General features: G+C 65.9%; 15 protein-coding genes and 2 tRNA genes. 15 read left to right on the top strand and 2 right to left on the bottom strand.

Annotated elements, in window-relative coordinates:
• Positions 1-61: 61 nt before the first annotated feature.
• On the bottom strand, positions 62-643 hold the full coding sequence (locus DX03_RS12720; RefSeq protein WP_038689263.1) for a superoxide dismutase: 582 nt from the start codon (positions 641-643) through the stop codon (positions 62-64).
• 119 nt (positions 644-762) lie between these two features.
• On the opposite strand from DX03_RS12720, the gene grxD reads away from it, so the two are divergent.
• The 11 genes from grxD (at position 763) to DX03_RS12665 (ending at position 14,473) form a co-directional block, all read left to right on the top strand.
• Positions 763-1,083: a Grx4 family monothiol glutaredoxin gene (gene grxD, locus DX03_RS12715; protein WP_038689261.1), complete on the top strand. Its 321-nt coding sequence runs from the start codon at positions 763-765 to the stop codon at positions 1,081-1,083.
• Positions 1,080-1,826, top strand: coding sequence for an SDR family NAD(P)-dependent oxidoreductase (locus DX03_RS12710; RefSeq protein WP_038689260.1), 747 nt, complete (start codon positions 1,080-1,082; stop codon positions 1,824-1,826). Before grxD ends, DX03_RS12710 begins: the two co-directional genes overlap by 4 nt.
• 450 nt (positions 1,827-2,276) lie before the next feature.
• Positions 2,277-5,489: a TonB-dependent receptor gene (locus DX03_RS12705; protein ID WP_038689258.1), complete on the top strand. Its 3,213-nt coding sequence runs from the start codon at positions 2,277-2,279 to the stop codon at positions 5,487-5,489.
• Positions 5,490-5,753: 264 nt separating this feature from the next.
• Positions 5,754-7,142, top strand: coding sequence for a nucleotide 5'-monophosphate nucleosidase PpnN (gene ppnN, locus DX03_RS12700; RefSeq protein ID WP_038692338.1), 1,389 nt, complete (start codon positions 5,754-5,756; stop codon positions 7,140-7,142).
• A 218-nt stretch (positions 7,143-7,360) separates the two neighbouring features.
• The gene (locus tag DX03_RS12695) at positions 7,361-7,876 is read left to right on the top strand and encodes a GspH/FimT family pseudopilin (RefSeq protein WP_038689256.1); all 516 of its coding nucleotides are present in this window, start codon (positions 7,361-7,363) and stop codon (positions 7,874-7,876) included.
• Positions 7,873-8,349 (top strand): type IV pilus modification protein PilV, encoded by a 477-nt coding sequence (gene pilV / locus DX03_RS12690; RefSeq protein ID WP_038689254.1) that lies wholly within the window; start codon positions 7,873-7,875, stop codon positions 8,347-8,349. The genes DX03_RS12695 and pilV overlap by 4 nt, the downstream gene beginning before the upstream one ends.
• Positions 8,346-9,512, top strand: coding sequence for a PilW family protein (locus DX03_RS12685; protein ID WP_038689252.1), 1,167 nt, complete (start codon positions 8,346-8,348; stop codon positions 9,510-9,512). The genes pilV and DX03_RS12685 overlap by 4 nt, the downstream gene beginning before the upstream one ends.
• Positions 9,513-9,516: 4 nt before the next feature.
• Positions 9,517-10,026 carry a pilus assembly PilX family protein gene (locus tag DX03_RS12680; protein ID WP_038689250.1) on the top strand — a complete coding sequence of 170 codons (510 nt, stop codon included), beginning with the start codon at positions 9,517-9,519 and terminating at the stop codon, positions 10,024-10,026.
• A gap of 10 nt (positions 10,027-10,036) precedes the next feature.
• Positions 10,037-13,897 (top strand): pilus assembly protein, encoded by a 3,861-nt coding sequence (locus tag DX03_RS12675; RefSeq protein WP_038689248.1) that lies wholly within the window; start codon positions 10,037-10,039, stop codon positions 13,895-13,897.
• A 12-nt stretch (positions 13,898-13,909) separates the two neighbouring features.
• The gene (locus tag DX03_RS12670) at positions 13,910-14,338 is read left to right on the top strand and encodes a type IV pilin protein (RefSeq protein ID WP_038689246.1); all 429 of its coding nucleotides are present in this window, start codon (positions 13,910-13,912) and stop codon (positions 14,336-14,338) included.
• A gap of 58 nt (positions 14,339-14,396) precedes the next feature.
• Positions 14,397-14,473: transfer RNA gene (locus DX03_RS12665), tRNA-Asn, on the top strand.
• 61 nt (positions 14,474-14,534) lie between these two features.
• On the opposite strand, the gene DX03_RS12660 is transcribed toward DX03_RS12665, so the two are convergent.
• Complete coding sequence (locus DX03_RS12660) at positions 14,535-15,071, bottom strand: GspH/FimT family pseudopilin (protein ID WP_038689245.1); 537 nt, start codon at positions 15,069-15,071, stop codon at positions 14,535-14,537.
• A gap of 151 nt (positions 15,072-15,222) precedes the next feature.
• Here DX03_RS12660 and uvrB point away from each other — a divergent pair, with 151 nt between their 5' ends.
• From uvrB to DX03_RS12640, 4 genes are all read left to right on the top strand, one after another.
• The gene (gene uvrB, locus DX03_RS12655) at positions 15,223-17,247 is read left to right on the top strand and encodes an excinuclease ABC subunit UvrB (protein WP_038689243.1); all 2,025 of its coding nucleotides are present in this window, start codon (positions 15,223-15,225) and stop codon (positions 17,245-17,247) included.
• Positions 17,248-17,354: 107 nt separating this feature from the next.
• Positions 17,355-17,429: transfer RNA gene (locus DX03_RS12650), tRNA-Val, on the top strand.
• 190 nt (positions 17,430-17,619) lie between these two features.
• Entirely contained in the window at positions 17,620-20,019 is a 2,400-nt protein-coding gene (locus tag DX03_RS12645) for a DNA internalization-related competence protein ComEC/Rec2 (RefSeq protein WP_185753346.1), read from the top strand.
• A 3-nt stretch (positions 20,020-20,022) separates the two neighbouring features.
• Positions 20,023-20,694, top strand: coding sequence for a MotA/TolQ/ExbB proton channel family protein (locus tag DX03_RS12640; RefSeq protein WP_038689241.1), 672 nt, complete (start codon positions 20,023-20,025; stop codon positions 20,692-20,694).
• Position 20,695 lies beyond the last annotated feature (1 nt).

Here is a 20,695-nt window from a genome sequence, read left to right as displayed (position 1 = left end):
CCGGTACACGCGGCCATCCCGAAACCCCGGTAGGTACCGACCGTTGGTCGGTACACGCGGCTCAATCGCGCAACTGCGCCGCCACGAAATCCCAATTGACCAGCTTCCAGAACGCCTCCAGATAGCGCACGCGCTCATTCTGGTAGTCCGTGTAATACGCGTGCTCCCACACATCACAGGCCAGCAGCGGGGTGCTGTGCCCGGTCAGTGGCGTGCCCGCATTGCGCGTGCTCTGGATCGCCAGCGCGCCGGTCGGGTGCTGCACCAGCCATACCCAGCCCGACCCGAACAGGCCCAGTGCGGCGCGCTCGAACTCCTCGCGCAACCGGCGCACGTCGCCGAAGTGGCGGGTCACCAGTTCGCCCAGCCGGTCCTTCGGATCGCCGCCGCCGCGCGGGTGCAGGCACTGGAAGTAGAACGCGTGGTTCCAGGCCTGGGCGGCGGCATCGAACAGACTGCCCTGGCTTTGCCGCACGATGTCCTCCAGCGGCAGGTCGGCCAGCTCGGTGCCTTCGATGCGTGCGTTGACCGCCTCGATGTAGGCGCGATGGTGGCGGCCGTGGTGCAGGTCCAGCGTTTCGGCCGACAGGTGTGGCTGCAGGGCGGTGCGGTCGTAGGGCAGGCGGGGCAGGTCGAGGGGCATGGCTCGCATTGGATTGGGGACGGGGGCGCCGGAGGCAGGGCCGGAAGGCTTACAATGGCGCTGAGGGAAGTCTATCCGACCGGCCAGGCCGGGTTGTCCCACCCGCAGGGAGAGTCGTTGTGGCGGTGATGCAGCAGATCCAGACCGAAGTGGAGCGTTACCCCCTCGTGTTGTTCATGAAGGGCACCCCCCAGTACCCCATGTGCGGGTTCTCCAGCCGGGCGATCCAGGCCCTGATGGCCGCCGGCGCGGTCGCGCTGCGCACGGTCAACGTGCTTGAGGAACCGGAGGTCCGCGCGAACCTGCCGCGCTTCTCCAACCTGCCCACCTTCCCGCAGCTGTTCATCCACGGCGAACTGATCGGCGGCTGCGACATCGTGCTGGAACTGTTCGAATCGGGCGAGCTCAAGCGCATCGTGGAAGAGGCGTCGCTCCCATGAGTGCGGTCCCGTCCGTTGTGGTCGGGACTGGATCGCTTGCCGATCGCGTCATCCTCATCGCCGGTGCCGGCGGTGGCTTCGGCAGCGCCGCTGCCGTGGCCTGTGCCGAGGCAGGGGCCACGGTGGTCCTGCTGGGGCGCAAGCCGCGCCGGCTCGACCGGGTGTACGCGGCCGTCCAGGCCGCCGGCCCCGAACCGCTGCTGTACCCGATGGACCTGGAAGGGGCTACCCCCGACGACTACGCCGCACTGGCCGAGCGCCTGCAGAGCGAACTTGGCCGTCTGGACGGCCTGCTGTACTGCGCCGCCGACTTCGCCGGCCTGACCCCGTTCGAGCTGGCCGACCCGGCCGCCTTCGCCCGGGCGGTGCACGTCAACCTGACCGCCCCGGCGTGGCTGGCCCAGGCCTGCCTGCCGCTGCTGCGCCAACGTGACGATGCCGCACTTGTGTTCACCGTGGACGATCCCGGGCGGGTAGGGCAGGCGTACTGGGGCGGCTATGGCGCCGCCCAGCACGGCCTGCGCGGCCTGATCAGCAGCCTGCATGACGAGCTGGGCCGCAGCACGGTCCGGGTCAGCGGCCTGCAGCCGGGCCCGATGCGCACGGCCTTGCGTGCCCGGGCCTTCTCACTGGATGAAGACCGCAGCGCCCGCGATCCGGCCGACTGCGCCCAGGCCGCCGTGCTGCTGCTCTCGGCCGCCGGTGCGCCCCACCGCGGCCAGATCCACCCCCCCGCCGCGTAGCGCCGGGCTCTGCCCGGCTGCTTTTGAGGTTCTGACGCAGCCGGGCAGAGCCCGGCTCTACGGGTTCGCCGACCACGGCCCAAGCCGGGCAGAGCCCGGCTCTACGGGTTCGCCGACCATGGCCCAAGCCGGGCAGAGCCCGGCTCTACGGGTTCGCCGACCCTGGCTCCAGCCGGGCATAGCCCGGCTCTACGGATCGCATATCCCCGCCATTCAGCCGGTTCATCCTGAATGTGAAGAAAGCGTCACGATACCGTTGTGATGGCGTGTGTTTTGTCGCCAAACCGTCACAATCCGAAGCTACCGTGTTAATCTAGTGTTAACCGTTGCGGCTGAAACCAGCCAGCGGCTAGGGAACCCAGATCAAAAGTCCAGTCAGCCGCCAGCAAGGCTGCTTGGGCGCGTTTTTTTCTCCGCCATCCCCAATCTCGCATCGAGGCTATCCCCAAAATGACCCACCTCCGGATGTCCAAGCTCACTCTTGGTCTCGTGGCTGCACTTGCCGCCGCTCCCGCCTTCGCCCAGAGCACCTCTGCCGGTGTCGGCGGCCAGGTCACGTCCGCCGCAGGTTCGCCTGTTGTCGGTGCCGAAGTCACCATCACGCACACCGAGTCGGGCACCGTCAGCCGCGCCACCACGGATGCGTCGGGTCGTTACAACGCGCGCGGCCTGCGCGTGGGTGGTCCGTACACCATCACCATCAACAAGGCCGGTGAAGGCACCAAGACCGAAGACGGCGTTTACCTGAACCTCAATCAGGTAAACACCGTCAACGCCAACCTGGCTGGCGACGTCGCAGCCACCAACCTCGATGCCGTGCAGGTCGTCGCCATTGCGGGCGGTCTGGACATCTTCAGCGCCACCAAGATGGGCACCGGCACCAACGTGACCCGCGAAACGATGGATGCGCTTCCGTCGGCCAACCGCAACATCCAGGACTACGTGCGTCTGGATCCGCGTATCTCGCAGGTCAGCAAGGCTGACGGCGCGATCTCGGCTGGCGGCCAGAACACCCGTTACAACGCCATCCGCATCGACGGCATCAGCGCCTCCGATCCGTTCGGCCTGGGCTCCAACAATCTGCCGACCGAGCGTCAGCCGGTGTCGATGGACGCCATCCAGGAAATCAACATCGACCTGGCCAACTACGACACGACCATCGCCGGCGGTACCGGTGCGGTGATCAATGCCGTGACCAAGTCGGGCACCAACGAATTCCATGGCACCGTCTACGGCTCCTACCGCGACAAGGACATGGTCCGGTCGCGCCTGGAAGGTGACACGCAGGACTTCAACGGGTTCGAAGACGAGAAGACCTATGGCATGACCTTCGGCGGCCCGATCGTCAAGGACAAGCTGTTCTTCTTCAGCAACTACGAAAAGTATGAGCGTTCGGCCGCCGGCATCAGCCTGAGCGATACCCCGATCGGCAAGGGCACGATCAGCACCGCCGATGTCACCCGCGTGCAGGACTACCTGAAGGGTCTGGGTTACGATCCGGGCACCCTGTCGGCGCCCAACAGCAAGACCGAGATCGAGGAATACGCGGTCAAGCTGGACTGGAACATCAACGAGAACCACCGTGCCGCCCTGCGCTACAACAAGATGGAGCAGAACGTCGTTCGCTTCCCGCAGGTTTCCAGCAGTGCCATCTCGCTGAGCAACTTCTGGTACCAGCAGCCGACCCAGTATGAAACCTGGATGGGCGAACTGTTCAGTGACTGGTCGGAGAACTTCTCGACCGAGTTCAAGATCTCGCACAAGGACTATTCGGCCAACCGCGTTCCGCTGGTCGACATGCCGCAGATCCGCATCCGCTCGGGCAACGACTCGCTGTACGTCGGTACCGAGCAGAACACCCACGTCAACATCGTGGAATCCAAGGAGCTGAGCGCCTTCGGTGCCGGTACCTGGTATGTCGGCGATCACACCGTCAAGTTCGGCTTCGATTACTCGAAGAACGACCTGATGAACTTCTACGGCCGCAACCTCAACGGCGTATATGAGTTCAGCAGCGTCAACGATTTCATCAACGGCACCGCCTCGCGCTACCAGCTGCGTGCGCCGCGCGCCGATGGCAGCCGCGACGATATCCCGGCCGACTTCACCCTGAAGAACACCGGCGTGTTCGTGCAGGATACCTGGGCGATCAACTACAACCTGAGCTTGATGTTCGGCGTTCGCGTGGACATGCCTGACTTCAGTGATCAGCGTCTGTACAACCCGCGCATCGAGCAGCTGTATGGGTTCAACAACACCCAGCTGGTCGACAAGGCGCTGGTGCAGCCGCGTGTCGGGTTCAACTACACCTTCGACAGCGACCGTCCGACCCAGCTGCGCGGTGGCGTGGGCCTGTTCGGCGGCGCGGCTCCGAACGTGTGGCTGGCCGGTGCGTACCAGAACACGGGTCTGAACTACATCGAGTATGACCAGCGCAACCCGCCGGTGGGCTCCTTCACCCCGGATGGCAACAACCCGTACGTTCCGGCCGGTGGCCCGGCGTCGGCGCGCCAGAACGTGGACATCATCGCCCCGGGCACCCGCCTGCCGTCGGTGTGGAAGGCCAACCTGGCGTTCGATCATGAGCTGCCGTGGTACGGCATCGTGGCGTCGGCGGAAGTGCTGGTGACCAAGGTCAAGGACGGCATCTACTTTGACCGCCTGGACGTGGCCGCACCGACCACCTACGGCCCCGATGGCCGTGCGATCTACTGGAACGCAGCGGGTCGCAACCAGGCCAACACCCGTGTCGACAAGGGTGTCGACTACGGCATCACGACCGGTACCAAGTCCGCTGTCGACCGCGCCAACCGTCCGAGCGACATGGGCGATGTGCTGGTCATGCGCAATACCGACAAGGGCCGTGGCAGCCAGGCTACCTTCTCGCTGGCCAAGCCGCTGACCGAGAATTGGGGCTGGTCGCTGGGCTACACCTACACCCAGTCCAAGGAAGTCAGCCCGCTGACCAGTTCGCAGAACACCTCGAACTGGAACAACACGCCGATCTTCAATTCCAACGAAGACGTGGCCTACAACTCGCGCTACGCGATCAAGGACCGCATCACCGGCACCCTGGAGTGGAAGCACAACTTCTTCGGTGACAATGCCACCCGCGTCGGCATGTTCTACGAAGGCCGTTCGGGTCGTCCGTTCAGCTACATCTTCTACAACGATGCCAACGGCGACGGTGCCACCACCAACGACCTGTTCTACGTGCCGAATGCTCCGGGTGACGTGCTGTTCACCGGTGGCGCGGCGATGGAGAAGCAGTTCTTCGATTGGCTGGCGCAGAATCCGGAGCTCGATGCCTTCCGTGGCGGCGTGGTCCCGGCCAATCAGCACCGGTCCAAGTGGACGAACTCCTTCGACGTGCGTATCAGCCAGGAGTTCCCGGGCTTCATGAAGGAGCACAAGGGTGAAATCGCCCTGGACATCATGAATGTCGGCAATCTGTTGAACAAGAAGTGGGGTCTGATCGACGACTACGGCTTCTACTCGACCCGCCGTGTAGCCAACTACGCCGGTATCGATCCGGCCACCGGCAAGTACGTGTACTCCTTCACTGGTGCGGACAGCTCTGCGATCCAGGAAAACAACAACGACAAGGGCAACACCGCCGTGTCGCGTTGGTCGATGCAGCTGACCCTGAAGTACAAGTTCTGATCCAGCGAGCTTGATACGTGATTGAAAACGGCCGGGGAAACCCGGCCGTTTTTTTGTGGCACGTCGCCCGTGTGTATCGGTCTTCTTGCCAGATGGGTCCGGTCCATGTATTCTCAATGGGTTGCGCGGAAATCAGCGCGCCGCAGCGGCTCCAAATGGCCTGCTGACGTCAGGATGTATCCAACGGTCGGGTTTCCCGGCCGTTTTGCTTTTTAAGGGGGCAGCAGTACAGTCGTCTACCTTGAGGAAGCGAAAAGAATGGAAATGAAGATCACCGAAACGCCGGCGCGGACGCTGCCGGTGCAGGACGCGCGGATCTACCCGCGCGGTGGACTGGATGTGTTGTCGCGCGCCGAGGTGGCACGCCTGCGCGATGCGTCCGGCGGTGGCATGCACGAGCTGCTGCGCCGGTGCGCGCTGGCCGTGCTGACCAGTGGCAGCGCCTCCGACGATCCGCGCGCGGCGCGCGATCTGTACCCCGATTTCGACATCCAGGTGGCCCAGCAGGATCGCGGTGTGCGCATCGACTTGGTGAACGCACCGGCGATGGCCTTCGTCGATGGCGAGATCATCCGCGGCGTCGCCGAGCTGCTGTTCGCCGTGGTCCGCGACCTGGCCTACATGGCCATCGAAATGGGCCCGGCCTACGCGGCCGAATTGGAATCCTCCGAAGGCATCACCAACGCGGTGTTCGGGCTGCTGCGCAACGCGCGCATCCTCAACCCGGGCGATCCGAACCTGGTGGTGTGCTGGGGCGGCCACTCGATCGGCCGCGATGAGTACCTGTACACCAAGCAGGTCGGCTACGAGCTGGGCCTGCGCGGCCTGGACATCTGCACCGGCTGCGGCCCGGGCGCGATGAAGGGCCCGATGAAGGGCGCCACCATTGCCCACGCCAAGCAGCGCAAGCACGTCACCCGCTACATCGGCCTGACCGAGCCGGGCATCATCGCCGCCGAGTCGCCGAACCCGATCGTCAACCACCTGGTGATCATGCCGGACATCGAGAAGCGTCTCGAAGCGTTCGTGCGGATCGGCCACGGCATCATCGTGTTCGCCGGCGGCGTCGGCACCGCCGAGGAAATCCTGTACCTGCTCGGCATCCTGCTGCGCGAGGAAAACAAGGACCTGCCGTTCCCGCTGATCCTGACTGGCCCGACCGTGGCCGCGCCGTACTTCGAGCAGATCGACCGCTTCATCCGCCTGACCCTGGGCGATGCGGCGGCCGCACGCTACGAGATCATCATCGGCGACCCGGTGGCGGTGGCGCGGCGCATGTCCGCCGGCATCAAGCGGGTGCGCGAGCATCGCCTGGAGCAGAAGGATTCGTTCTTCTTCAACTGGTCCATCGAGATTCCGTGGGAGTACCAGCAGCCGTTCGTGCCGACCCATGAAGCCATGGCCGCGCTGGACCTGCACCACGGGCGTCCGCCGCATGCCCTGGCGGCCGATCTGCGCCGCGCGTTCTCCGGCATCGTCGCCGGCAACGTGAAGGAAGACGGCATGCGCCGCATCGAGGAGTTCGGCCCGTTCGAGATCCACGGCGACGCCGACATGATGCAGGCCCTGGACGAGCTGCTGCGCGGCTTCGTCGAGCAGCGCCGGATGAAGATCTCCGGCGAATACCAGCCCTGCTACAAGGTCCTGGCCTGAGCTGAGCGGTGACCTGGGCCGGGGTGGTCCGGGTCACGCAGGGCGGGCAGGGTGGGGTGCTGGCCGGGGAGCTGGCGACCCGCTCGAGGCCTGCGACCCTGCCTTGTCGTGTCAACCGATTGACGCCTGTCGCCCCCGGGCGACCGTTCGTCCTGCCGCCGCTTGCCGCCGGGCGGCGGGGCGTTCATCTTCTATGCCATCACGCTGGGGAGCGTTCCATGTCCGTCCGCCGATCCAAAGGCTTCACACTGGTCGAGTTGATGATCACCATTGCGGTGGTTGCCATCCTGGCTGCGATCGCCTTTCCGAGTTTCCAGAGCACGCTGCGCTCGAACCGGGTCGCCTCCGGCATCAACGAGGCATCCGGGCTGGTTGCGCTGGCGCGCAGCGAGGCCATTCGCAACAAGCGGGGCGGTGGCGTCTGTGGCAGTTCCACCGGCACCAGCTGCGACGGCAGCTGGAGCAAGGGCATGTTGGCCTGGGCCGATGTGGACGGCGACAGCGGCTACTCCACCGGCGAAGTCGTGCTTCGCTACGTGGTGGTGAACCCGGCGCTGCAGACGGCCGGCCCGTCGTCGGCGGCCATCGCGTTTGACGGCCACGGTCGTCGGCGCAGTGCCGATCCGCAGGAAATCAGCCTGCAGCCCAGCAAGTGTGGCACCCAGCAGCTGCGCCGCCGTTTGACCGTGAATGCCTCCGGGCAAGTCAGCACCCTCAAAGAGAACTGCTCATGAAACGCTTCCGTGCGCCAGGTGGCCGCCGTGCCGCCGGTGGTTTCAGCATGATCGAGGTTCTGATCACCATCATCGTACTGGCCTTCGGCCTGCTTGGCTTTGCCCTCCTGCAGACCATGAATGTGCGCTTCGTACAGAGTGCCAATTACCGCACCCAGGCGACCAATCTTGCCTATGACCTGATCGACCAGATGCGCGCCAACCGCTTCCAGTCGGCCTGGTACACCAACGCCACGTTCGCGTCCGGCGCAGTGACCCGCACTGCCTGCTCGCGGCCGACCGGCACGGTGGACATCGGCCAGAACATCGCCCGCTGGCAGTGCCAGGTGGTACAGGCGCTTGGTGAGGGTGCCAGCGCGACGGTGGTCAACGCCAATGGCCGGGTCACTGTCGGCATCACCTGGGGCGACCAGCGATGGGACAAGGCCAACCCGAACACCACCACCACCTTCACCGCGGTGACCCAGCTATGAGCCCCGTCCTGGCCAGTTCGCGTCGCGTCGCGGGCATTTCGTTGATCGAGGTCATGATCGCGATGGTGATCGGCCTGGTGTTGATGCTGGGCGTCATCCAGGTGTTCTCGGCATCGCGCGAAGCATCCCAGCTTGCCGCCGGTGCTGCGCGCGCGCAGGAAAACGCGCGCTTCGCGCTGGAGTTCCTGCAGCGTGATATCCGCATGGCCGGCCACTTCGGCTGCGTCAACGACCAGGCCCACTTCGTCAAGAACCAGGGCGACCCGGTCGTGAACATTGCCGCAGCCACGACCGGTAGCGGCCATCCGTTGGACTTCTCGGTGTCGGTGCAGGGCTATGAAGCGCCCAGTACCGGGCCCACCAACAGCCTGACCCTGGGCGCCACCTGGGCGGTGCCGACCGGGTTGCCGACTGCGCTGAAGAGCCTGCCGGTGCGCGGTGGCAGCGACATTCTGGTGCTGCGGTTCATGGCGCCCGTGGGCGTGCCGGTGACCAGCATCAGTGCGGGCGCCAACAGCAAGGTCGGCTTCGATGCTCAACTCGGCAAGCGTCTTACCGAGGATGGCGTGACTGCGCCGGGTGTGTTCGGCATTGCCGACTGCAGTCACGCTGATATCTTCATCGGTACCTACGCTGCCGGCGTGGTCACGGCCGCCGGGCCGTCACTGCAGCGCTACAACGTGCAGCCGACCGGCGAAACGATGCTGTACCGCGCCGAGTCGATTGCGTACTTCATCGGCACCTCCACCAGTGGCGAGCCCGCGCTGATGCGCGCGCGTGCCAACAAGGGCGGCACCTACGATGCGGCTGAAGAACTGGTCGAGGGCATCGAAAACCTGCAGGTGATGTACGGCCTCGATTCGACGCCCATCATCAGTCAGACCACTCTGCCAACCGGCAACATTACCGTGCAGAACATCGCCACCGCGGTGGCCAGCACCGACGACGCTGCCGGGGCAGGCCAGTGGCGGCGCGTAGGCCTGGTGCAGGTGGGCGTTCTGGCCCGCAGTCCGGGGCCGGCGACGGCAACCGCGTCGGTGGCGGCCGTCAACGACCCGCGTTCGCTGGGCCTGCGTTTCGCGCCGGCGGCGAAGAACGACGCACGCTACCGCGCCGCGTACGAATCCTCCATCGCGCTGCGCAACCGCCTCTTCGGGAATTGATGCCATGAACCGGTCTTCCAGAGCATTCGTGGCGCCCGCACAACAGCGCGGCGCAGTGTTGTACGTCGCCCTGATCATGCTGATCCTGCTGGCCTTGATCGGCATCGCCGGCATGCAGGTGGCGGGCATGCAGGAAAAGATGGCGTCCAACTACCGGGCGACCAACACGGCATTCCAGAATACCGAAGGCCTGACCCGGCGCACCGAGCATGCCATCGAGGCGATCGCCAACCGCACCTCCCTGGCCAGCGACGCACCGATCCAGGACAGCAACATCAAGCTCAACTGCGACGATGGCTACGATCCGGTGAAGTGGGGCCGGGACACGGTCATTACCGCTGCCGACGCGGTCAATGTGCGCCGGATCGACTCCTGCATCATCGGCGGTGGTTCGCTGGGCATGGGCAAGCCGCTCGATCCGACCGCACCGATCTACCAGATCACCTCCTTCTCAACCGATGTGCCGGCGGGGCCTTCCTCGTCAGCTGTCATCGACACTGTTTTCAAGCTCTGAGGCCGCCGTCATGATTACGCGCAAATTCGGTATCACGGCAGCGGCAGGGTTGCTGCTGGTCGGCTCAGGTGCCTACTTCATGTATAGCCTGTTTGCCGCGCAGGGGCAGGGTGATCTGGCTCAGGCCCCCCTCAACACCGTGAGCTCGGCGACGCCGGCCTTCATCATGGCGGTGGATGATTCCAACTCGATGACCTTCGAGCGCATCTTCGTCGGCGGCGATGGGCGCATGCAGTGGAATGGCAGCAGCTTCTTCAAGTCGGCGGGCGTGTTCTACAACGTGGGCACCGGTTGTTCATCCAACTCGGCCGACTGCTATCTCTACCTGTTCCCGCACAACGGTTTCAACACTGCCTACAGCAGCGGGCGGGCGATCCCGCCGCTGGATGCGTTTGGCTTCGCGCGTTCGCCCACCTACAACGCCGGTTACTTCAATCCGGCCGTGACCTACGATCCCTGGCGGATGGCCGTCAAGGACGGCGCGGGCAACTTCCTGCAGCCGGCGGCGGACATCCGTGCCACCCGGGCCGATCCTCGCTCAGGCAAGGATTTCAGCACGCCCTACAACGTCACCTACGATCTGCGGAACGCCCGGGCAGTGACCACGGAGGGGTTCCAGTTCCTTACCGGCATGACCATTCCGGCCGGGACGATGTACTACGCAAGTGAACGCGACGGTGAGTACTGCAACACCACGTACACCACCAACCGCGGCACGTATTCGAACAATGATGGTCTGGCCGATACCGGCGGCAAGTTTGTCAAGCTGGAGAAGGATTGGGTAGCGCCGATGAACTGCGTCGTGACGGTGCAGTATTTCCCGGCCACGTTCTACCTGCCGGCGGCCGATCCCGCGCCGGCAGGTTACAAGACCGACGATGCCAATCGACCGGTGATCAGCAATGCGTGTGGCCCGGGGTGCAGCATGCGCCGCTACACGATCATTTCCGACAACTATTCAAGCGGCTATGACGCTGCGATCCAGAATTTCGCCAACTGGTTCCAGTATCACCGTAACCGCATTCTGTCGATGGTCGGCTCGTCCTCGCATGCAATGGGCGAGATCGAGAACATGCGTGTGGGCTACTTCACCATCAACAACCGCGTGGACGTGACGATGTATGACGTCGTCAAGGAACGCGCCTCGCTGTATCAGCAGATCTATTCGCTGAAGCCCAATGGCGGTACGCCGAACCGGCAGGCGGTCGACTTCCTCGGAAAGCAGTTCACCCGTACCGGTCCCGGCGCACCGGTGGCGCTGGCCTGCCAGCGCAATGGCGGCATGCTGTTCACTGACGGCTATACCAATACCGACAGCGCGGTGCCGAAGGGCACCAACTACGGCAATGCTGATTCCACCGGGACCACGAACTTCACCGGTGCGCCGTTCGCCGACAGTTACTCCAATACCATCGCCGACATCGCGGCCGCCTACTACGACGGCCCTCTGGTGCCGCTGCGGGACGATGCCGGCTTCCCGAAGGGGCAGGTGCCTGTCAGCAAGCAGTGCGACACCCTGTCCAAAGCCTCGGCGGATTGGAAGCGACTGGATTGCCAGCCGAATCTCCACATGAATTTCTACGGGGTGACGCTGGGTGCGCAGGGCAAGATCTACGAGGTGAACCAGGCGGCCACGAAGGACCCCTACACCACCACGCCGAACTGGAATGCCAACGGTAGCCCGATGGATTCCGACGATGGTCGTGTCATCGACGAACTGTGGCATGCCGCGATCAATTCGCGTGGCGAGTTCATCAACGCAAAGACGCCTGCGGAAGTGACCGCCGCCATGCGGCGCGTGCTGTCGGCCGTGGCAGCGGGTTCGTCACCGTCCGGTACCATCGCGTTGACCGGTGCGCGCATCGGTGCGGGCTCGCTGACCGTCAGCCCCGCATACGAGGTGGCCAACGAAGGCACCGACTGGTTCAGCCGTCTTTCCGCCAGCCAGGTCACGGTGGATCCGGCGACGCAGGCGGCCAAGTACACGCCGATCTGGGAGGCGAGCACCCGGTTCCCGGCGGCAGCTGCACGCAAGATTTACTACGCCAACGGCAAGACTGTCAGCGAGTTCACGTCGTCCACGGTTACCCTGGATACGCTGTGTGCCACGCCCACCGATCTTTATCCGGGGATGAGTCGCTGCGATTCGACTGGTCTGGCGGGGCTTGGCGCGACCGATGCCACCGCTGTGGCTTACCTGCGTGGCGATACCTCCGGTGAAGTCCGCAATGGCGGAAAGCTGCGCGACCGATCGGCGATCCTGGGCGACATCATCAACTCTTCGCCGCAGATCAGCTCCCCGATCGACGATTACGGGTACCGTGCGCTGACGGGTGATCTGGGAACCAGCTACGACGCCTACATGAAGGCCAAGTTGACCAGGAACTACATGGTCTACGTTGGGGCCAATGACGGCATGCTTCACGCCTTCGAAGGCGGCCTGAACGCGGCGGGCGCCACTGCCGGCAGCGGCGGGCGCGAGTCATTCGCCTATATCCCGGCTACCTCGGTCGGGCACATGGGCAACCTGCTCAAGCCCTACAACCGTCTCAATGCCAAGGACCAGGTGCCCCACCGCTATTTCGTCGATGGCCCCCTGACGGTCGGCGACACCTTCTATGGCACGTCGTGGCACACCACGCTGGTGGGCACCACGGGGGCGGGCGGACGCGGCGTGTTCGCGTTGGATGTCACCAGCCCTGGCAGTTTCGGTACCGGTAGCCGTCTGTGGGAAATCAATGACATCACCGGTGCAACGCCCGAGATTCGAAACAATATCGGCCACGTGTTGGGCAAGCCGGTCATCGTGCCAGTCAAGTCGGGCAACACCGTGACCTGGAAGGCAATCTTCGGCAACGGCTACAACAGCAAGAACGGCAAGGCGGTGCTGTTCGTCGTGGACATTGGCACCGGCGATCCGAAGGTGCGCATGATCGAGGCGGCGGAATCCGGCGCGGGTACGCCGAACGGCGTCAATGGCCTGGGCAACATCGTGGTGCTGGATCGCAAGGACAACGCCACGCCTGCCAATGCGGTGCGTGATGGTTACGCAGATACCGTCTACGGTGCTGATGCCAACGGTGCGGTGTGGCGTTTTGACCTGCTGGACAAGGCCGACAGCATCTCCACGCCGGTGTTCACTACGCTCGCGCGTACTGAATCCAAGATGGTGTACCGCCAGCCCATTACCGGTGGCCTGACGGCCGCGGCAGGTGAGGGCGGCGGCGTGCTCCTGATGTTCGGAACCGGCAGCTTCTCGTTCGCCAATGACGTGGCCGATGAATCGACCCAGTCGTTGTACGGCTTCACTGATACCTCCGGTGCCACCATCACCACGGTCACCCGTGCTTCGCTGCAGCCTTACGTGGTGGCGGCAGGCACCGATGGCACCTCCCGGTCGATGACGGTCGGGACCACGCCTGCAACCGTGCTTGGCTGGTATATCGACCTGCCCAAGGGTGAGCGCGCGGTGGGCTATCCGGACATCGTATCCGGCGTGGTATTCATGCCGACGTATGCCGCGTCGGTGAACTCGACGGGGTGCAGCACGATCGGCAATAACTGGTTGTTCGGACTGGACGCCCGGTCCGGGACTGCCGCGTTGTCGGCCGTGCGCAGTGGGTCTCCGACGGGCAAGTCGTACGCGGCGGGTACCGCGGCGATCGCCCTGGATACTGGCGGAACCGCACCGGTCAAGGACGTGGCCGTGTCGGTGGTGCCGCGTCTGCAGGCGCCTGCCAACCCGGGCGGCGGGGCCGCACCGCCGGCGGTGCCGGGCAGCGGGTGCTGGATGGTGGTCAACGTGGCCGGCGCCCAGCCGATGTACCTGCCTTACCCCTGTGGTCGCCAATCCTGGCGCCAGATTCAGTAACGGAGCACGCGCATGCGTTCTACACAGTTCTACCGGGCCTGCAGCGACCGTCGTCGGTCGCTCGGTTTCACCTTGATCGAGTTGATGATCACGGTGGCCGTGGTGGCGATTCTTGCAGCGGTCGCGGTGCCGACCTATCAGGACCAGGTGCGTAAATCGCGGCGTGCGCAGGCCAAGGCCGATCTGGTGGAGTACAGCCAGATGGCCGAGCGCTTCCATACCGTGCAGAACACCTACCAGGGCTTTGCACTGCCCTCGACGCGGTCGCCCCGCGAAGGGGCGACGGCCTGGTACACCCTGGGCATCCAGCAGGCCGCCGGTACCTTCACCATCACGGCCACGCCGCAGGGCGCGCAGACCAAGGACAAGTGCGGCACGATGTCCATCAACCAGGCGAGTGTAAAGACGCCCGCCGAGACGACGGTTTCCGGCTGCTGGTAGCGCCGTGCGGGGCAGGGTGTTGCATCGTTTCGCGGCAACCTCTAGAATTCGGCTCCCCGCCCGAATAGCTCAGCCGGTTAGAGCACTTGACTGTTAATCAGGGGGTCGTTGGTTCGAGTCCAACTTCGGGCGCCAGATTCTGCAAAAGCCGCGAGAAATCGCGGCTTTTGTCGTTTCCGGGCCGCGGCTTCGGCGGTCACGGGCAAGGCTGGTGATCGCGGTAGGTGCGTGACCGCGCGCGGCCGCTGTTGTTGACGACTACCTCGCCATGGCGTTCCCCGCGGACGCACAGGGTAATGGTCAGGTTTCGGCCAAAGCTGCGCCCGTTGGGGCCGTAACGCAGGCGCGGCCGCCCCGAAGTTGCGCTTGCCCGCACCGCGCCAGCGCGGGTGCCGGCATGGTAATGCAGCACCTCGGCAGGGCCTGCCGGTTGTGCCAGGTCGTCGTGGTCCCGGTAAATCAACCACCCTGCGCTCCAGTCATCGCCGCACTGCTGCCCATCCTGGCTGGCGCATACCGTTACCGCATGCCGGCGGCTGAGCGCGGTACTGCGCGCAGAGGCAAAGGCGGACATCAGCTGCAGGCGCACGCCGTCGGCACGGGTGCGGTCCAGCAGCGCCTGAATGCCTGGCAGGGCAAGCGACGCGAGGATCGCCGAGATGCCCAAGGCAACCAGCACCTGGACCAGCCCGATCCCGATGGCCGTTGCCCGGGGGTGAAATGCGATATGCATGGCTCAGAACCGTTGATGGCAAGGCCTGAACATGCGCTCCCGGCCGCGATTGGGGCTACCGGCCAACGCCCCGCCTCCCCCTCGGCCTTCCCCTCAGCCGGCCGTCACTATTGCCCCCGGTATACTGGTAGGCCCCGGATATGGCGGCACCATGAGCGATCGCTTCGAACTTGTCTCCCCGTATTCGCCGGCCGGCGACCAGCCCGCGGCGATCGAGAAGCTGACGGCCAACTTCGAGGCGGGCATCGCCAAGCAGACCCTGCTCGGCGTAACCGGCTCGGGCAAGACCTACACCATTGCCAACGTCATCCAGAACGTCCAGAAACCGACGCTGATCATGGCGCCGAACAAGACCCTGGCCGCGCAGCTGTACGGTGAGTTCAAGTCGTTCTTCCCCAACAACGCGGTCGAGTACTTCGTCAGCTACTACGACTACTACCAGCCCGAAGCCTACGTGGCCGCGTCGGATACCTTCATCGAGAAGGACAGCTCGATCAACGAGCACATCGAGCAGATGCGCCTGGCTGCGACCAAGACCCTGCTGTCCCGCCCGGACGCGATCGTGGTGGCCACGGTGTCGGCGATCTACGGCCTGGGCGCGCCGGAAGACTACCTGTCGCTGCGCCTGATCCTGTCCACCGGCGAGCGCATCGAGCAGCGCGACCTGATCAACCACCTGACCTCGCTGCAGTTCACCCGCAACGAGTACGAGCTGCAGCGCGGTACGTTCCGCGTGCGGGGTGAGGTCATCGACGTGTTCCCGGCCGAGTCGGACAGCGAAGCGGTACGCATCGAGCTGTTCGACGGGGTGGTCGAGCAGATCAGCATGTTCGACCCGCTCACCGGTGAAAGCCTGCGCAAGCTGATGCGTTACACGCTGTACCCCAAGACCCACTATGCGACCACCCGCGAGCGCGTGCTGGCGGCGGTGGAAACCATCAAGGCCGAGCTCAAGCCGCGCCTGGAGCAGTTGTACGAGCAGAACAAGCTGGTGGAAGCGCAGCGCCTGGCGCAGCGCACCCAGTTCGACCTGGAGATGATGGCCGAGGTCGGCTTCTGCAACGGCATCGAAAACTATTCACGCCATCTCACCGGCAAGGCCCCGGGCGAGCCGCCGCCGACCTTGTTCGACTACCTGCCGGCCGACGCGCTGCTGGTGATCGACGAGTCGCACGTGACCATTCCGCAGATCGGCGCGATGTTCAAGGGCGACCGGTCGCGCAAGGAAACCCTGGTGGAGTTCGGTTTCCGCCTGCCGTCGGCGTTGGACAACCGCCCGCTGCGCTTCGAGGAGTGGGAGGCACGGTGCCCGCGCAGCATCTACGTGTCGGCCACGCCCGGTCCGTACGAACTGCGCGAAGCCGGCGATGAGATCACCGAACTGGTGGTGCGCCCGACCGGCCTGATTGATCCGGTGGTGGAGATCCGCCCCGTGGGGACCCAGGTCGACGACCTGATGAGCGAAGTCAACGAGCGGATCAAGCTCGGCGACCGCGTGCTGGTCACCACGCTGACCAAGCGCATGGCCGAGAACCTCACCGACTACCTCACCGAGCACGGCATCCGCGTGCGCTACCTGCATTCGGACATCGACACGGTGGAGCGGGTGGAGATCATCCGCGACCTGCGCCTGGGCAAGTTCGACGTGCTGGTGGGCATCAACCTGCTGCGCGAAGGCCTGGACATGCCCGAAGTGTCGCTGGTGGCGATTCTGGATGCGGACAAGGAAGGGTTCCTGCGTTCCACCGGTTCGCTGATCCAGACCATTGGCCGCGCAGCGCGCAACCTGCGCGGCAAGGCGATCCTGTACGCCGACAAGATCACGCGCTCGATGCAGGCGGCGATCGACGAGACCGACCGTCGTCGCGCCAAGCAGGTCGAGTACAACGAATTGCATGGCATCACGCCGAAGTCGGTGCTGCGGCCGATCACCGATGTGCTTGAAGGCGCACGGTCGGATGCGGCCGAGAAAGAGTCGCGCGGCAAGGGCAAGGGCCGCGGTGGCAAGGTGGCCGAAGAGGCGGTGGATTACCGCACGCTGGGGCCAGCGCAGATCGCCAAGCGGCTGCAGGCGCTGGAGCAGAAGATGTACCAGCATGCCCGCGACCTGGAGTTCGAAGATGCCGCGCACGTACGCGACCAGATCCGGCAGCTGAAGGAGGCCAGTCTGGGCTGAACAACGCGTTGTGAAATACCTTCACAAAAGTGTTGCGCTTGTCGGGGGACGTCCGTAATATACGCGGCCTGCACCGACGCATTCGCAGCGGCGCAGAAGCAGCAAACGGGCGGTTAGCTCAGCGGTAGAGCACTACCTTGACATGGTAGGGGTCACAGGTTCGAACCCTGTACCGCCCACCACTCCAGTCGCAGAGACTGCAGTGGGACCCACAGAAAAGCCGGCCATCAGGTCGGCTTTTTCGTTTGGGTCGGCGTTGGTCGGGTCGCCATGGCGGCACCCGCGACATTCACCGACATCCAGACGACGGCCTGCCCGATAGCGCAGGTATCCGGCCCGGCCCAGCATCGGGTTTTGTGCCCGGAGCGTTGCATGGTCATCGCGGCAGGCCGTGACGGTGTGCCAGCGGCGGTTCCACTTCCCCTGTTCGGCAAGGCGTGCGCTGCGGCGCTGCTGGTGGGCGTGTGCGTCATTGTCCTTGCGCCGCAGCTGCTGCCGCGTGGGCTGGGGATGGTGGCCGTCGGTGTCGGTCTGCTGGTGTGGTGCTGGCCCTCGCGATGGCGTTGGCTGGGCGCGGCGCTGCTTGGGGTGGGCTGCGCCTGCCTGCACGGGCACACGGCGCTTGCGCGGCAGCTGCCTGCCGCGGCGGGGGGCGATCACGTGTTGCAGGGCCGGGTGATCAGCCTGCCCGAGCACGGTGGGCGCAGCAGCCGGTTCCTGTTTCGCGTCGACGACGATCCGGCGCTACCGGTTGAGGTGCGCGACCGCGTGTTCGCGATGGGGTGGCATGCCCGGTCTGACAGCAGCGAGGATCCGCGTCGGCGCGTGCAGGCGGGGGCGCGCTGGAGGCTGCATGCACGGCTGCGCCCGCCACGGGGGCTGCGCAATCCCGGTGGCTTCGATGCAGAACGCCACGCCCTGTTGCAGGGGGTGGCAGGGTCCGGACAGGTCCGTGAACCGGACAGCGCCCGTTTACTGACGCCCGGCAGCGGGGTGCCCGCCTGGCGTGAACGCATGGCGGCGGCCATCGCCGCCCAGGTAACCGGGGGCGGCGCGCGTTTCATGCAGGCCCTGGCGCTGGGCGATACCCGGGCGCTCACCCAGGCCGACTGGGACGACCTGCGCGCACTGGGGCTGACCCACCTCATCGCGATCTCCGGCTTCCACGTCGGGCTTGTCGCCGGGTTCGCGGCGTGGCTGGCCGGCTGCGCCTGGCGCGTGTGGCCGCCGCTGGGGCGGTATTGGCCTCGCCCGTTGGGGATGGCCGTTGCCGCCGTCTCCGGGGCGGCGCTGTACGCCGCGGTGGCGGGCTTTGCGCTGCCGACCGTGCGCACCGTGCTGATGATTGCCGTGCTGGCCGCCGCCCGCTGCAGCCGGCGCCGGGTGACGGTCGGCCAGGCCCTGGCGCTGGCCGCCCTGGCGGTGTTGCTGGTGGATCCGCTGGCCGTGCTGGCGCCCGGCTTCTGGCTCAGCTTCGCCGGGGTGCTGTGGCTGGTGTGGTGCCTGCCGGGGCGCGATCCGCGTTGGCTGCGCACCTTCCTGGCGGCGCAGGGCGTGGCCACGCTGGCGCTGCTGCCGCTCACCGTGGCGCTGTTCGGCCAGGCCTCGCGTGCCGGGCCGCTGGTCAACCTGCTGGCGATTCCCTGGTGGAGCCTAGTGGTGGTGCCACTGGCGCTGCTGGGCACCGCACTGGAAGCGTTGGTGGAGGGGGCAGGGCGCTGGCCGTGGCAGCTGGCCGCGTGGTGTTTCGAAGGCAGCTGGTGGTTGCTCGGCTATGCGGCCCGCAGCCCGCTGGCGCTGTGGTGGCTGCCACAGGCCCGCGACGCGGCGTTGCTGGCGGCGGTGCTCGGGGTTGCGTGGCTGCTGCTGCCGCGCGGCAGCGGTGGGCGGCTGCCGGCGGCCCTGCTGTGCCTGCCGCTGCTGTGGCCGGCCCAATCGCGGCCAGGCGACGGTGAGGTGGAGCTGCTGGTGATGGATGTGGGGCAGGGCATGTCCATATGGGTGCGGACCCGCACCCACCGGTTGTTGTACGACACCGGCCCCGCTGCGACGGGCGGGTTCGACGCTGGCGAGCGGATCGTCGTGCCCACTCTGCGCGCGTTGGGCGAGGGTCGGCTGGATCGGCTCGTGCTCAGCCACGGCGACCGCGACCACGCCGGCGGCGTTGCGGCGGTCAAGCGTGGCTTCCCGCGCGCACCGTTGCTGGCGCCGCAGGGTGCGTTGCCAGGCATCGATGCGCCCTGCCATGCAGGGCAGTCCTGGCGCTGGGACGGGGTGAACTTCCAGTTCCTGCACCCCCGCCCGGGCACCCCGTACCAGGGCAACGAAAGCAGCTGCGTGCTGCGTATCGTGACCGCGCAGGGCGCGATCCTGCTGGCCGGCGATATCGGTGCGCGCAGCGAGACGGAGCTGCTGCAGGCCGCGTCCACGCTGCGGGCCGAGCTGGTGGTGGTGCCGCATCATGGCAGTGACGGCTCCTCCAGTGCTCCCTGGGTAGCCGCGGTGGCGCCCCGGCTGGCGATCGTCTCGGCCGGGCACGGCAACCGCTTCCGGCACCCGCGGCCGGCGGTGGTCGCGCGCTGGCAAGGTGCCGGAGCCGAAGTGCTGAACACCGCCGACAGTGGCGCGCTGCGCGCCTGGCTCGGGCGTGAAGGCCTGCACGTGCGTGAACAGCGGGTTTTTCAGCCGCGTTGGTGGGATGCCGCGGAGCGGGCGCGGTCGGCTGCTATCCTATCGGCGGTCAAACAAGCGGCTGATGGGCCGGAGGGTTGAAACGTGTGGGAACTGGTCAAGGCCGGTGGCTGGCCGATGGTGCCGCTGCTGCTGTTGGGCGTACTGGCTTTGGCAATTGTCCTGGAGCGTTTCTGGACCTTGCGGCGTAACGAGGTCCTGCCCCCCGGGCTGGGCCAGGAAGTGCGCAACTGGGCCGCGCGCGGCAAGCTCGACCCCAGCCACATCCAGTCGCTGCGCGCCAACTCGCCGCTGGGTGCGCTGCTGGCCGTGGCGCTGGAAGCGCGCAACCGCCCGCGCGACCAGATCCGCGAGCGCATCGAGGATGCCGGTCGGCACCTGGTGCACCGCATGGAGCGTTTCCTGAACGCCCTGGGCACGATCGCCTCGGCCGGCCCGCTGCTGGGCCTGCTGGGCACCGTGGTGGGCATGATCCAGATGTTCCTGGGCATCCTCGACCACGGCGTGGGCGACGTGAACCAGCTGGCCGGCGGTATCGGCAAGGCGCTGGTGTGCACCGCCACCGGCATGATCGTGGCGATTCCGGCGCTGATGTTCCATCGCTACTTCAAGGGCCGCATCGGCGGTTACGTGATCGAGATGGAGCAGGAAGCCAGCGCGCTGCTGGATGCGCTGGACGGTCGCCCCGGGGTGATGAACACCGGCGCCCGTGCGCAGAGCGCCGCGCCGGCCGCACCCGTTACGGCCAAGGGCTGAC

It is taken from the genome of Stenotrophomonas rhizophila, assembly GCF_000661955.1.
Lineage (GTDB): Bacteria > Pseudomonadota > Gammaproteobacteria > Xanthomonadales > Xanthomonadaceae > Stenotrophomonas > Stenotrophomonas rhizophila.
This window is presented reverse-complemented; position numbering and strand designations above follow the sequence as displayed.